The following is a 15,000-nucleotide window of genomic DNA, read 5'->3' on the forward strand; positions in this document are numbered from 1 at the left end:
GTAAGTATAGGTAATCTTAAATTGACTGATGAACTTTAATTTTTACTTCGTTGGTAATTCAGTTAACTGGCAAAGCTGCTCAATACCTATTAGCACTCGCTCGGTATAGCGATGTAAGTAATCAGGGTTGACATAATAAATACGTTTGTTTTTTACTGCATTAATCATTGGCAACTGCTGCCATATTTCACCTTGGCCGCTATTTGTATTTTTATCAGAGATGATAATGATATCAGGATTTTTCATCATTACTTGCTCTTTGTTTACTGTTGGGTAGGCAACTTGGTGATCGGCAAAAGGGTTGCTCAAAGCGCAGACATCAAGCAAGTTTTGGATCCAGTTGTCCCCATTGGCTGTGATAATAGGAGCATTCCACACTTGGAAAAAAGTCAGTTGTTTGGCACGGTTTTGATACTTTTGGCGTAGGTCTGACAGTTTGTTTTCAAAGCGCGTAGTGATGATAGTTGCTTGTGCTTGGGTGTTGGTGAGTGTCGCCACTTTATTAAACTCAGAGCTTATATCGGCTAATCTTGAGGGTTGCGAGATATGTACTTTAATACCCAGTCGTTCAAGCTTTTCTATTTGGCCTTGCTGAACGCCTCCTTGCCATACCAATACTAAATCAGGCTCTAAACGCACTAATGCATCCAAATTAATGCCATTTACATCAGAAACAATCGGTTTATTTAACGCATCAGCAGGGTAATCGCTGTAAGCGCTCACTGCGATTACTTTATTTCCTAAACCCAACGAATAAGCCCATTCAGTAAGGTGAGGCGCTAAAGTTGCAATGCGTTCATACGCTAGGGAATTAAATGATATTTGGCATAGTAGTAAAGGAAAAAAGTATTTTTTAATTAAACGTGACAAAAAGGATCTCCAAAAAAATAACGAGTAATAACCAAAATAATCTAACTTGATTAATCACATTGAAACTACGATTTAAATCATGCACTTGAGGCAAAGGGTGATGGCTTATCCTCATTTTGGCATAACGCTGTTTTTGGTACAAGGCAGGGCCACCTAATTGAATTTGTAACGTGCTGCTCATCGAGCTCAATAACCAACCACTGTTTTTATCATAATAAAACTGGCCATATTTTTTTATGTTGTGCCAAGGTGTTGATATGGTTCTTTTTAATATTAAAGATAAACAAAGAAGCCGAACTGGGAGATATTCAATCCAAAAAACAAAGCTGTTTACAGGGGACAGTAATGGGCTGTTTAGGTTGCTTTTTTGAGACCATGTTTGTCGTGTAATAACTAATAAACGATAAGCAAGCGCAACATAAGCCCCAAATAAAAGATATAGAAAAATGATAACAAAGTAGTGACGAGCAAAGCGCAAAGTCAGAGTTTCAATGCTGGCTTTAATGATCCCCAGAGACGATAAAGTGTCGGTTTGCCTTCTTAACCATGGTTTTAAAATATCCCGAGCGGTGGACTTTTGATTATGCATTAGCAGGGAGGGGATTTTGTTTAAGCTTTTCTTTAGTGTTTGAAAATCTAGGCAAATATATAAAATTAGCCCAGAAAACCATTCTGGGTAATGGGCAAATGAAATTATTCCAAAACTCAGTATTAGCACCAAGATTACAGGTAAAAGAGCACCAAGTGAGCCTGCAAGATATTGATATGTAATTGGGTTACTGGCTTGGTAAATACGTTTGTGAATGTTCTGTGTAATAAGTGCATAAAGTGTGAGTGGGTGGTAGCTTTTGCTTAGTGGCAAAAAACGCTCAGCGCAAATTGCCACCATTAAGATGATTAAGTCCAAATAAGGTTGGACAAAATCAAGCCACACTTACAGGCTCACACCCTGTAGATTAGTGAGTAAAGCCATGACCATTTTTGAAGAGTTCTCCGAGGCGGTTACTAGATAGGCTTCAAACGAATCTGGAGATTCTTTACCTGCGATATCTGATAACGAACGAATAACCACAAACGGAGTATTTAATTGATGACATGTTTGGGCGATTGCAGCGCCTTCCATTTCTACCGCAAGCATGGTTGGAAACTGTGAACGAGTCGTTTCAATGCGTACAGGATCACACATAAATGAATCACCCGTACAGATTAAGCCGGTCATAGTTTTAATATTGCCCAGGCTTTCAATGGCTTTTTGTGCGGCACTAATGAGTGTCGGGTGAGCGGCAAAGCCTGCCGGCATCTGAGGTACTTGGCCTATTTCATAACCAAAAGCAGTCACATCTACATCGTGATGACGTACTTCAGACGAAATAACCACGTCACCTACATTTAAACTTTGTTCAAAACCACCGGCTGAGCCAGTATTGATAACACAATCAGGAGTAAAGCGTTCAATTAATAGCGTTGTTGCAATACATGACGCCACTTTACCAATTCCTGACTGTACTAAAGTAACGGTTTGATCAGCGAGCAAGCCGGTAAAAAAAGTAAAACCAGCAATTTGCGTGCTTGTTACATCTGTCATCGCGTCGCGTAAAATAGCCACTTCGGGCTCCATCGCGCCAATAATACCAATTTTCATAGAGAGTTATCCTAAATCAACATCAGCTGATTATACTGCTTCAAAATAAAAATGCGAAATTAGGAGGCGGGAGTTTTGTTTATAAAAACGAAAAAGTCGCCGTTTGCTTGGCGACTTTGATTGCATCGTTTGAGATTTTTTAAATTTGGGCCAGAGCTGTCGAGTTGCTGGCTTTCATTTGCGTCGGAGATAAAACCGCTGGGCGCATAATTGTTTTTGCTTTTACAATCGGTTGGCGTACAGCTTTTTTACCTAGTTTGAATAAAATAGCTTGGCGCACGTCTGAAGCCTTGTAACCTGCTTTGACTTTCATACGAATGTGCGGAATACCTGCAGACTCAAGCGCTCCGCCAACAAACCAGTCTTTTTGCGCTTTGTGGCCTTCTTTATTGTTGTTGTTAACTAAATCGATAGCCGCAACAATATTGAAGTTGTTTTTATCAAGCAGTACAAAATCCAACTGCTTATTTTTAGCTTTAGTGAGTGCAGTACGTTTAGATTTAACCGATATTCCTGATTTAAAATCAATAATATCAACTAGTTTAACGCGGCTGACGATTTTATAATCTTCACCTACAGATTGTTCTAGTAAAGCAAGAAAGGATTTTTCAACCTGAGTAAATAAGGCTGATTTACTTTTAAAAGGGTAGGGATTACCGTTATCTGTCATTCGACCTGCAATTACCGCAGCAATGACAACTAAAATTAAGATCGATAACAAGACAAATTCCATAAAAACTCCAAGACAACAAATTGACACTTCCATTCTACTAGCACTTTTTGTGCCAGATAATCAGTGTCAAATGTAATGATATCGAGGAGTTACAGGGAGCTGAATGGAGTCAAATCTGCATTGCAATCTACTTAGGTTTAGGCTTTGTAACCGTTTTGAATACCTTTGACAGCTATACTCACTGCATCATGTGCATGTAATGACTCGTAATGATTTATCCGTAACCAAAAATCATCAAATGTACTGTTTTGGTTTAATACATGCTTTACTTTTCTGGCTGCATCTTCACAAAACATTAAGTTTTGACCATTTAAACGCGCAAATTCTTGTTCATCTTCACGCTTAACAGCCGCTTGTACAGGGGTTTTTAACTCGTTTTCAAGTGCGTCAACTAGCCCTAAAATGTCAAATTCGGTGTTACCGTTAGCTAGTTTTACTTTAATTTGCGCGATAGAGCGCTGAGAATGAGGCGTTGCAACAATCCCTTGAGTCGTACCTAACCAAGCTAAAACTTGAGCTTTATCAACGGCCTCGGCTGAAAAATGTTGGTCAAACGAACGTTGAATTAACTGGCGAGCTAATGCTGCGGAGCATGGGCAGGTAGATGAATATGTCACTGCTACGCTTAACTCTAAAGAGACGGCATTGTCTTTGTAGGTTGCATTTATTTCAACTGGATACGCTTTCCAGCCCGTTTTGCCACTTAGTAAAGAACTGCGGCGTAAATGATAATCAAATTTAAGATTAACTTGCGCTTGATCACTTAAATCATAATGACTACTAATAAATTGATCTAGTAGAGTGCAAAGTGACAGCGGGGTAACCAATGTTTGGGTTGATAGCTCATCCAATGCTAAATATAAGCGAGACATATGAATGCCTTTCGCTTGCGGACTGATTAGATTAACAAAAGCCTCCGCTTTGGCTGAAACATGCTGTTCAGCACAATCTTTACTGCCCAACACTAAAGGTAATTCAATTTGGCTCATGCCAACCCAATCTAAAGTCCCTTCTTGTAATGCCTCGGCTGTGTGGGCAATGTCAGGCATGATTTTTTGCATTAGTGGTGTACTCCAAAATAACCGGTGCGGAAAAACGCGCCATTCTACAACAAAATTTACACAGTGGCTGTTTTTCAATAATGAAAAAAAGCCATGTTTGTGCAAAATACCTTACAAGTCTACTCAGGTATTATTTGATCGTAGGTATCTTGATGATTATCAATACAAATATTAGGTGCAGAAATTCATTTTATTTTATAAAAAATAAAATCACCTTGGATTTTAGGGATATTCTTTTAACTAACCTGAGTTGTTGATAGAATGCAAAATTGCTTTTATGTGTGCATTATTTTTGCAGATTGTTTAACTTAAATTATTTAAAAATAATAATAAAAATGGTGTTTTTTAAATGAATACTCGTAAAACTAAGCCCTTTGCTCATTTGTTTTTTTGTCTTTCTACCATTGTTTATTCACACACGGCTGTCGCACAAGAACAAGCAAGTTTGTTCTTATTTAGTCAACAACTTGAAGTTTGTTCAAGTGAAAACACCCAATTTTGTTCGAAACTTAAAATGGATAAAGGGTTTGATGAGTCTGCCAAGCTTGGCCCTATTTACACTATAACCGATGAAGCCATCACACGACTTACAGATATTTCTTGGACAGAGCAGCCTGAATTAAAAGCGCAAACAATTGCATTATTAAAAACCATAAAACCAGAAGTAAACGACAAACAACTCTCTGAGCGTGATTTTGTAAGAGTTCTACGTCGAAGCTCATTTATTTATGGTGATGAAACATTTAAAGGTCGAGATGTATGGTCTGGTTTGTTTGAGTTTGAAAAAAATAACTTATTTGACTTGTTAGAGCAAAAACAAAGTAATCGCTCAGCAAAGCGTTTAAAAACAGATGTTGATTTAGCGGCAACCGAAAATGAATCAGCATTAATTGCTTATCAAATGTTTTATCAACAAGCCAAACAGGTGGCGGGTTCAAAACGTAAACCACGCGTAGCCTTTGTTACAGGCGGAAATCGCGATCCATATCAAAAAGTAGATTACTACTTTGCACTCTTCTCTCAACTAGGGTTTGAAGCTATTTGGTTGCCGCTTGATGCAGCAATGCAAACTGTGATGTCTGTAAAGGACTATGATAACAATGCATGTGACAATCTTGCACAGTTACAAGTACAAAAGTTAGCAAGCTACAGAAGAGATATTCTTTACCCAGATTTATTTAGCCAACAACTTAACTTATGTAAAAAGAAAGATGGTTTGATTAATGAGTTAAAAAAGGCTGATGCACTTTATATTGCAGATGGCAGCCCTTTGCTTACTTCTCACGCATTTTATACTCCGACAGGAGATGTGAGCGCTGAACTTTTAAAAGTAAAAGAAATGCTTGCCAACAATCAGCTCATTATTGGTGTTGAAGGCCAGTCAGTTAATATGCTTGCAAGTAAAAACACTATTTTGTCTGGTGAAGGGGTGCAAACATTTATTGAGCCTACAGCATCAATTTTAAATGCGGCAGAAGCGTGTAACTTGGGCGTTGATTGTATTTCTTTAGAGGCAGAAAAAACGCTAACGTATTTACAGCAAGGTGTTTTAGATTTATTCCCATATGGCGTGCTGGATAATCAAATTACCTCTTTAGCCCGAGAAACCCGTTTATTAAAAACGGCTTATGCAACGAATACGCGTTTTGCGTTTGGCTTAGAAAAGGAAACCGCTGTCGCCATTATTATTGAGCATTCAGATAAAGGTGATAGTTTAAATTTTGAAGTGATAGGGCGTGGTGGTTTTTGGGTTTTTGATACTCAAAATGGTACTTTAAAAGACGGGACAATGGCTGTTGATGAGTTTGTTAGTCATTACTTTACTCACCAAGATAAGTTTACACTAAGAAATAACGCTATAGCCCATGATATTGCAAGTTGGAAAATAGCGACACGATTGAATAGTGCTAACCCAACCGTAACATCAGCTCAGCCATTTGCGCGTAATAACTTTTATAAGTTTAACCAAATGCTGTGTAATACCGGAGCATCTTCAGCTCAGGCAAATGGTCAGCTCCAAGAAATAAACTATACTTTGCACTTGGTTAAAGATGCGAGCAGCACTGCGCGGCAGGGAGCATTACTCTTAGATGGTAAAAATGAAACAGTCTGTTCATTCAGTGGTGTGAGTAATAAAATATTAGTTAATTAGGCTGCTTTTATTTTAATAGTGCAAGGGATGGGTAAAGCTCACTTATGATTGAATCGTCGTTAAGCCCTTGGGCTCGTTTAATATCAGCCTTTGTAGCTAAATTTGGTGTTATGCGCTCAAGCGTGCTGCTTTATCTCTTTTTTCTTGTCAGTGCGTTAATCCTTTCTAGTACTTATTATTATATTCTTGATGGCACGATCGCTTGGTTAAATGTACTTGGCGTGATGGTGTTCTTTGCATTAACGACTCCTTTTTTTGTGTATTTAATCATTGAATTTACCCAGCAACTGCATGCTTCATTTGCTTATTTAGAAAATGCAACGTTGCAGGGTAAGCAGCTTAACCAAACGTTGACTGAAAATATCCAGCGTTTAAATAGCGAAATTGATGAGCGAAAAATGGCTTTTCAAGCCAAGCGCCGCGCAATTGATGAATTAAGAAAAGAAATAGCTGAGCGTAAAAAAACTCAACTGGAATTAGCTGAGCAAGGAATGTTGCTGCGCTCGATTGTGGACTCCTCCCCAGATTTATTCTACTACCGCGATGAGCATGGTAATTTTGCTGGGTGTAACCGAATTTTTGCTGAAGTGATGGGGATCCCTACCGAACAGCTCATTGGTAAAAAAGCAGAAGAGATATATTGCTCACAAGTATTACCATCAGTACTCAATACCGATAAAGAAGTTGAGTTACAGCAAAAATCAGTGACCCTAGATGTTCAGTATCCCGTCAATGATGAAGTTCGTTGGTTTGAAATGCGTAAGGTGCCTTTTTTTAATGCCAAACAAGAATATATTGGGCTATTAGGTTTTGGCCGCGATATTACCAGTCGTAAAGAGGCTGAACAGGCGTTAGAAAAGGCCTTTAAAGATAAAGGTAAGTTTATCGCAACTTTAAGCCATGAGTTACGTACGCCGCTAAATGGGATTGTAGGTTTAACACGGATGCTACTTGAGACCGATTTAAATGCTAACCAACGTAGTTGGTGTAATACCGTATTCTCCAGCGCAGAAACCCTTGGTAATATTTTCAATGATATTATTGATTTAGACAAAGTCGATCGTGATCAACTCGATATCGCATGCGAAAGTGTCAATGTGTCAGATTTCTTAAACGATGTCATAAATTTTGGTGGGCTTATTGCACAGCAAAAAGATTTAGATTTCTTAGTTGAGCAACAAGGTGTGTTGGACATTTATGCTCAACTAGACCCAACGCGTTTGCGTCAAGTCTTGTGGAATTTAATTAATAATGCGGTGAAATTTACAACCAAAGGTTCGGTTAAATTGCGCTGTATTCGAGAATATCGAATAAAAGAGACTTGGCTAGTGATTGAGGTCATTGATTCGGGCATTGGCATTGCACCAGAGCATTTAAATCGCATTTTTGATATGTACTATAAAGTGCCTGACATTAAAGGTGGTAATGCTTTAGGTTCGGGTATAGGGCTTGCAGTAACCAAAGCCTTGATCACAGCTATGGGTGGAAGGCTCGATGTGTTCAGCGAACAATCGGTCGGTAGTCGTTTTAGAATCGAAGTGCCTTTAATGTTATCTTCTGCACCGAATGTTAATGCTTATAGTGGTCGTGGTCTAAATATCTTGCTGGTAGAGGATGTTCCACTTAACGCAGAAATAGCAACTAACCTGTTAGAGCAGCGAGGCCATGAAGTGCTTTGGGCTGAAACGGGTGAGGATGCACTGGCTTTTGTTGAAACCGAAGATGATTTGGATTTAATCTTACTTGATATGCAGTTACCTGATATTAACGGTGATGAAGTGGCGCGAATTATTCGTTCAGATCCGAGTTTTGATCACCTTCCAATTGTGGCGTTAACCGCAAATGTCAGAAGGGCGGAAGAAGATTTAATAGGGATTAAAATACAAGGTGCACTCGCCAAGCCAATTAGTACATTAAAGTTGGATCGTATGTTTTCAGATTTATTTTCTGATAAGAAACAAGGTAGTGCGATCGAAGTCGAGGTCTCAAAGCCTAAGGTACAAATTGAGTCAAATGATTTGTTAGTTTTAGAGACGATTAATGATTTTGTTGAATCGATGGGCGTAAGTGTTTTTTCAAGAAGTAGCCAGCTGTTTCATAAGTTGTGGCCTCAATATCTTACTGAGTTAGAACAAGCTTTAGCTCAAGATAATCTAGATGAATATAAATCAGTTGCCCATAAGCTTAAAGGGGCTGCGGGTTCAGTCGGTTTACTCAAAGTGCAGCAACTTGCTAAAGTCATGGAAGATAAAGCTCTAGAGAGTTCTAAAGAGCAGTTGGTGCAGTGGATAGATCTATTACCTGTACAAATAAAAGAAGGGCTAGACGCCCTTCAAGAATATTTAACAAAAATCAGCTGATTTATTAGCTATCAATTTTGCCAATAAAGCGGTAACCCTCACCGTGAATGGTGCTGATTAGCTCTGCTGTACTTTCATCACTTTCAAAGTGCTTACGAATACGGCGAATAGTTACATCAACAGTACGGTCATTAGCGCGTAATTCACGGCCCGTCATATGTTTAATAAGTTGTTCGCGGCTAAAAATACGGCCCGGTGAATCAAGCATCAAACGTAATGCACGATACTCACCTTTAGGTAAGCGCTTAGCTTCACCGTTTGGTGATGTTAAACAGCGGCTATTTTCATCCAGTTCCCAGCCATTAAACGTTAAAACGCCATCAGAACTAGCTTCGCCTTCTTCAGCTAAACTTGCAGTGCGAGTTAATAGGTTGCGAGCACGGATCGTTAATTCTCTTGGGTTGAAAGGCTTAGTGATATAATCATCAGCACCAATTTCTAATCCAAGAATACGATCGACATCGTTGTCACGACCGGTAAGGAAAATTAAGCCTATATTACGTTTCTGTCTTAATTCACGAGCTAATATGAGTCCGTTCTTACCAGGTAAGTTGATGTCCATCACAACTAAATTGATATCATCGTTTGCTGAAATTTTTGCGTGCATATCTTCACCATCAATGGCTTCGATAACTTTATATCCTTCAGCTTCGAATAAACTAACTAAGTTTAGTCTAGTTACGTCTTCATCTTCAACGATCAGAATGACAGGCGTTTGCATTTTTAGTAACCTTTTGGAAAAGTTTTGTTTACAATTAATTTAAAAAATGTTAATTGAACGTAGATAGGCAGATTATAGGGGCTATTTAAAATGTTAACAAGTAAAATTACTCGGGGTAAAATTTAGCTAGTGCGAGTAATCTGGAGCCTATTTTTGTTTGGTTTCCATTTAGCTTAGCTCTGTTAATATACAGTTTAATTTTACTCCCTTCCTTGATTAACGCAGCCAAACCTCCAAGCTCTAAAAAATTAACAGATTCACCAATTACTACAATATCGGTATTTATACTACTGAGCCATTGACTATCGACTGTCGAAAAGCTTTTATCATCAACATATATGATATTGCAGTGTAGATTAAGTTCAGCCACATTTGAAAAATTCTTTATAATATTCACAATAATTTGTTTGTTGTGGCTTAAGAGATCTTTGCGATTTATTAAAGAAAGAGCGGGTCCTACCTCATTATCAAAGAAACAAAACTGCACGCCGACATCAATCGGTTTAGCAAACTCTATAAACTTTGATAACTGATAAACAAAAGCAGATCGTACTTCTTCTATTGTTTTACTTTGCGCTGAAAAGCTCATAATGAAGATAAAACAACATAGCATATATTTCATTTTATCGCCCCTCATCCAGAGGTAGTTCAATAACAAAGTGCACGCCTTTTTCATGTTCATCAATCAATACAATTGAACCATTAAGCGCTTGTGTTACTAGGTTATAAACTAAATGCATACCTAGGCCACTGCCACCTTCACCTCGGCGAGTTGTTACAAATGGGTCAAATATTTTTTTACGAATAAAGCTGGGCATTCCTTTCCCATCATCAAAATAATCAATTCTGATCCCTTTTTGATGCTGGTTTACATTGATTTTTATATTGCCAGGCAATTCTGTGCTAAGGCCGTGAATAAGTGAATTGCTAATTAGATTTTGCAATATTAACTGAAGAGGACCTGCTTTTGATTTAATTATTAATTGCTCGGGGCAGTTGATGCTCACTTTATGTTCTGTAACACTGAGCTCTGGTTTCATAGTTAATAATACATTGTTAAAGAGTTTAGGAATATTGACCTTAGTGCTCAGCTCCGTATCTTGGTTTACTGCAACTTGTTTAAAGCTTGATACTAAATTGGCAGCTCGATTTAAATTACGATAAATAAGGTCTAAGTTCTCGATCCCATCGTTTATGAAGCGTTCCATTTGTGATGCAGTAAGCGTTTTATTTTTAAATGCCGCTTGAACTTCAAATAATTTATCTCTCAATAGGGTTGAACTGGTAACCCCAAGTCCGATAGGTGTGTTAACTTCATGCGCAACGCCTGCCACCATTTGGCCTAATGAAGCCATTTTCTCATTTTCGACAATTTTATTTTGATATTGATGCATACGCTCAAGAGTATTTAAAAGCTCTTGATTGGCTTCTTTGAGTGCTATCGTACGGTGGTTAACTTTTTCTTCAAGGTTTTGATTAAGTTGGCGAATTTCTTGTTCATCTTTACGCTGTCTTTCTAATTGATTTTGTGTGCGCGAAAAAAGAATATTTAAATTGTTACCTAATTGGTTAAGCTCTGATATTTCAGCGTGAGGGGCATGCACATCATAATTTTTATTACGAGACACATCTTGAACTAGTTTTGATAGCGCTTCTATTGGCAGCGTAAAGCGACGTTGTATCCTAATAGTAATCAAAAAAACCAAGCTTAAAACGGATAGGGCTACAACGACATTTATTATAAGCTTTTCTTTGATATAACTATTAAGTGCGCCTAAGCCACCTCGAATATACACATAACCTTGGGTGATCCCCTCAAAAGCAATTGGACGAACAATATCGATGTGATTTTCGATAAAAATAGGTTTTGTGGCATTCACTAATCTATTTTCACGAGTCGGAACAGGAGGGATATTGGTTGCGTTAAAACTGGTGAAAAAAGTAATTTCATCAGTAAATTCATCGATTTTATATATGTGAATATTTTCAATAACAGTTGCCGCTCTAAAGCCTTCTAAACGCTTTTGTTCAGTTTCTCTATCGTTAAATAAAAGCGATACTTGAGCGTTAAATGCAATGATGTCGGCATAAGTTACTAATTTTTCTAGGGCAAAACTTCGTTGCTTTTCGATATCAAGGTAGGTCGATACAGAAATAGAGAGAATAAGGCATAAGGTGGTGATCAGCATTACCGTTCTGATCAGCGCTTTTCTTATGCTAGTGGTATTGCCGACAGCAAGCATATAGTTATAGGGGAGCCTATGTTTTAATTCACTTTTTCGATGGTAAAGCTAAATCGGTTAATTAGCAATAACAATACCTAAGGCAAAAATGATGTGGCAAATATAGCTAGACATTAGATAGACTTAGTTATTTTTGCAAGTTCGAGTCGATAAAATTAACGATGCTACTTTTACTATGAAACATCTTTAAAAACTAATTGTAGGCATTATAAACAGTAAAGCGGTTGTTTTTTGCAACTTGGGTATAGCTCCCAAATTCTTGTTCTAAAAATGGCTGATATTTTAAGAAGCTATTAGCGACTAAATTTAATGTTCCTTTGGGGTGCATAAATTGTTTTGCTTGTTTTATAAAACCTTCTGTAATTTGATAATCAGTATTCAAACCCGTATGAAAGGGAGGGTTGGTTACAATGTGATTCACTTTATTATTGAGTTCACTTAAACCATTACTTAGTAGGGTTGTTCCTTTTACGCCATTTGCTTTAAGAGTCATCGAAGTTGCTATTGTTGCAAATGCACTGACATCAATACAAACAAACTCAAGCTTTGGATTCTTCTTTCCTAAATAAGCTGAAATAATACCTGCACCACAACCAAAATCGAGTACAGTGCCAGCTTCTGGAGTTGTTATTGTTTTAAGTAACAGTGCCGTGCCGCTATCTAGCTCACCATGATTAAATACACCAGGCAGGCTGATCACATCGATAGTAGTATCATCAATGGTGACTTTAAATGTTTTTTGATAGTTGGTTAATTCAAAGTTATCTTGCAGCGTGAGCCCACTAAATTGATACAAACTACAATGTCTAGCAGAGTCAATTTTATTGCAAAACATGCTTTTGTTTTTGAGTTGTTTCTCAGCTGATTTTACGCCACCTTTGTTGTCACCAACGATTAATAATCGAGTGTGCTCGTGGCTAATTGCGGCGATATTATCTAAGCACATTAATGCTTCTGGTTTTGCTTTCGGGTAATAATAAATAATTAAATCAGGTGATAATGTCGGTAATTGAGCGTCTAAAACAATATTAACGTTCGTTAAGGTATTAGCCCAGCTAGCGTTGGCAAAATTACTTGTAAACGCTGTAATCGAGCTATTTGGGTTAATGTCTACGAGTTGTGAGAGAAGCGCGTCTTGCTCAAAGTTAATTACTAAGATTGAATCGGCAATAAGGGCCGTTTGATTGCGAAGTAATACTTGGCTGGGATTTGATAGGTGGCTCATTTTTCTCTCAATAATAGTAGTTATTAAGCCATTTAAAGGTTAAATGGCTTTTTAAAATACAGAGCTAAGCAATACGCTCAAACATTAAATCCCACACGCCATGACCAAGGCGATGGCCGCGCTGCTCAAACTTAGTGAGTGGGCGAAACTCTGGGCGTGGAACGTAATTGTTTTGCTCAGATAAGTTTTTATATCCCTCAGCAACCTGCATTACTTCAAGCATATGCTCTGCGTAATTTTCCCAATCAGTCGCCATATGAAAAACACCGCCTAGCTTAAGTTTTGTGCGCAAGTTTTGGGCAAATGCGGGTTGCACAATTCGGCGTTTATGATGGCGTGTTTTGTGCCAAGGATCTGGGAAAAATAATTGTAAACCCGCCAAAGAGCCATCAGCTATACAATCTGCAAGAACTTCAATAGCATCATGTTCGAATACACGTAAATTTGTAATACCTGCTTCTGCAGCATCACCTAAACATGCCCCTACACCAGGGCGGTGAACTTCGATACCAATAAAGTTTTTATCTGGGGCATTTTTCGCCATTTCGACAAGTGACTTGCCCATACCAAAACCAATTTCTAGAATGACGTCGTTATCATTGCCAAAAACTTGGGTGAAGTCTAATAAGCCATTTTTGTGCTCTAAGCCCATTTTTGACCAATTTTCTTCAATGGCGCATGCTTGGCCTTTAGTCAAACGGCCTTCACGCTTAACAAAACTACGGATGGTGCGGATAAATTTTCCGTCTTGCTCTGCTTGTTCAAGCGAGTTTTTAAGCTGTTCACTCATATCTAAATTACCTGGGCAAAATTGGGTGCATATTATCCCTTTTCGATCCCGCAAGTACAAGTAAATACCTTGACCTTTTTGCCGTGCGCAATAGACTGGCGCACAAATTTATTATGTGAAGAATCAATAAGTGGAAGTTAAACGGTCATTAGCGACTTGGTTCTCAGAGCAAGTGGTTGCTTGGTATGAGTGTTATGGTCGCAAAACATTGCCTTGGCAACTGGCGAAAACACCTTATAAAGTATGGGTTTCTGAAATTATGTTGCAACAGACTCAAGTTGCTACAGTTATCCCCTATTTTGAACGGTTTATGGTTCGTTTCCCGACGATTGAAGACTTAGCCCTCGCAGCTGAAGATGAAGTGTTACATCATTGGACTGGTCTTGGTTATTATGCGCGTGCGCGTAATTTACATAAAACTGCAAAGTTAATTGTTGATAATTATGGCGGGCAGTTTCCTATAAAAATAGACGATGTGATTGCGCTACCAGGAATTGGACGCTCAACAGCCGGCGCTATCTTGTCACTATCTTTGCAGCAACATCACCCTATTTTAGATGGGAATGTGAAACGTGTTTTAGCGCGTTTTTTTATGGTTGAAGGCTGGTATGGGAACAAAGCGGTTGAAAATACTTTGTGGCGTCTGTCTGAGCAAATCACTCCTGTGGACAATGTAACCCAGTTTAACCAAGCAATGATGGATTTGGGTTCAAGTTTGTGTTCTCGTAGCCAATTTGACTGTGAACCTTGCCCACTAAAAGAGGAATGTGGTTCGTATCAGCATAATGTAGTGAAGCAATTTCCTCATAGTAAACCTAAAAAAGTAGTACCATTAAAGTCATGCTACATGCTGATTTTAAAATATCAGCAAAGTGTGCTGATGGAGCGCCGCCCAAATGCCGGTATTTGGGGGGGATTACATTGCTTTTTTGAATTTGAGACTCAAGAATTAATGCAAGCGTATTTAGCTCAGCATCAAATCAGTGAGCAATTAATTTACCAAGATAGTTTTACCCATGTATTTAGCCACTTTAAATTAACGATTAATCCAGTTGTTGTTGAGCTAAGCATGGAGCCTGCGGGTATCAATGAAACTGGTCAATTTTGGTATGATTTAACTCATCAGCCTAAAGTCGGTTTGGCAACACCAACAAAGAAACTGATAAAAGATTTCATTAAACCGAAAACGGTTTTAGAATAACC

General features: G+C 38.3%; 13 protein-coding genes. 3 read left to right on the forward strand and 10 right to left on the reverse strand.

From position 1 onward, the window contains the following. Window positions 1-42: 42 nt before the first annotated feature. From AC3KZC_RS04095 to folE2, 5 genes are all read right to left on the reverse strand, one after another. Complete coding sequence (locus AC3KZC_RS04095; protein WP_490579646.1) at window positions 43-870, reverse strand: cobalamin-binding protein; 828 nt, start codon at window positions 868-870, stop codon at window positions 43-45. Beyond that, window positions 854-1,804 (reverse strand): cobalamin biosynthesis protein CobD/CbiB, encoded by a 951-nt coding sequence (locus tag AC3KZC_RS04100; RefSeq protein WP_490579647.1) that lies wholly within the window; start codon window positions 1,802-1,804, stop codon window positions 854-856. Before AC3KZC_RS04100 ends, AC3KZC_RS04095 begins: the two co-directional genes overlap by 17 nt. After that, window positions 1,805-2,512: a 5'-methylthioadenosine/S-adenosylhomocysteine nucleosidase gene (mtnN, locus tag AC3KZC_RS04105; protein ID WP_490579648.1), complete on the reverse strand. Its 708-nt coding sequence runs from the start codon at window positions 2,510-2,512 to the stop codon at window positions 1,805-1,807. A 139-nt stretch (window positions 2,513-2,651) separates the two neighbouring features. Further along, on the reverse strand, window positions 2,652-3,245 hold the full coding sequence (locus AC3KZC_RS04110; RefSeq protein ID WP_490579649.1) for a DUF2726 domain-containing protein: 594 nt from the start codon (window positions 3,243-3,245) through the stop codon (window positions 2,652-2,654). Between the two features lie 137 nt (window positions 3,246-3,382). Beyond that, entirely contained in the window at window positions 3,383-4,306 is a 924-nt protein-coding gene (gene folE2, locus AC3KZC_RS04115) for a GTP cyclohydrolase FolE2 (protein ID WP_490579650.1), read from the reverse strand. A gap of 349 nt (window positions 4,307-4,655) precedes the next feature. On the opposite strand from folE2, the gene AC3KZC_RS04120 reads away from it, so the two are divergent. Further along, window positions 4,656-6,458 (forward strand): type 1 glutamine amidotransferase family protein, encoded by a 1,803-nt coding sequence (locus tag AC3KZC_RS04120; RefSeq protein WP_490579651.1) that lies wholly within the window; start codon window positions 4,656-4,658, stop codon window positions 6,456-6,458. A gap of 44 nt (window positions 6,459-6,502) precedes the next feature. Further along, window positions 6,503-8,818 (forward strand): aerobic respiration two-component sensor histidine kinase ArcB, encoded by a 2,316-nt coding sequence (gene arcB / locus AC3KZC_RS04125; RefSeq protein WP_490579652.1) that lies wholly within the window; start codon window positions 6,503-6,505, stop codon window positions 8,816-8,818. Between the two features lie 4 nt (window positions 8,819-8,822). Here arcB and arcA read toward each other — a convergent pair whose 3' ends face one another. From arcA to trmB, 5 genes are all read right to left on the reverse strand, one after another. Further along, on the reverse strand, window positions 8,823-9,539 hold the full coding sequence (gene arcA / locus AC3KZC_RS04130) for a two-component system response regulator ArcA (RefSeq protein WP_490579653.1): 717 nt from the start codon (window positions 9,537-9,539) through the stop codon (window positions 8,823-8,825). Window positions 9,540-9,645: 106 nt separating this feature from the next. Then, complete coding sequence (locus AC3KZC_RS04135; protein WP_490579654.1) at window positions 9,646-10,161, reverse strand: YfiR family protein; 516 nt, start codon at window positions 10,159-10,161, stop codon at window positions 9,646-9,648. Between the two features lies 1 nt (window position 10,162). Continuing rightward, the gene (locus tag AC3KZC_RS04140) at window positions 10,163-11,782 is read right to left on the reverse strand and encodes a sensor histidine kinase (protein WP_490579655.1); all 1,620 of its coding nucleotides are present in this window, start codon (window positions 11,780-11,782) and stop codon (window positions 10,163-10,165) included. 193 nt (window positions 11,783-11,975) lie between these two features. Then, the gene (locus AC3KZC_RS04145) at window positions 11,976-13,007 is read right to left on the reverse strand and encodes a methyltransferase (RefSeq protein ID WP_490579656.1); all 1,032 of its coding nucleotides are present in this window, start codon (window positions 13,005-13,007) and stop codon (window positions 11,976-11,978) included. A 64-nt stretch (window positions 13,008-13,071) separates the two neighbouring features. Beyond that, window positions 13,072-13,797 (reverse strand): tRNA (guanosine(46)-N7)-methyltransferase TrmB, encoded by a 726-nt coding sequence (trmB, locus tag AC3KZC_RS04150; RefSeq protein WP_490579657.1) that lies wholly within the window; start codon window positions 13,795-13,797, stop codon window positions 13,072-13,074. 130 nt (window positions 13,798-13,927) lie between these two features. On the opposite strand from trmB, the gene mutY reads away from it, so the two are divergent. Next, window positions 13,928-14,998, forward strand: a complete 1,071-nt coding sequence (gene mutY, locus AC3KZC_RS04155; RefSeq protein WP_490579658.1) for an A/G-specific adenine glycosylase — start codon at window positions 13,928-13,930, stop codon at window positions 14,996-14,998. Window positions 14,999-15,000: the final 2 nt, after the last annotated feature.

It is taken from the genome of Pseudoalteromonas sp. J2K-J031, assembly GCF_058197095.2.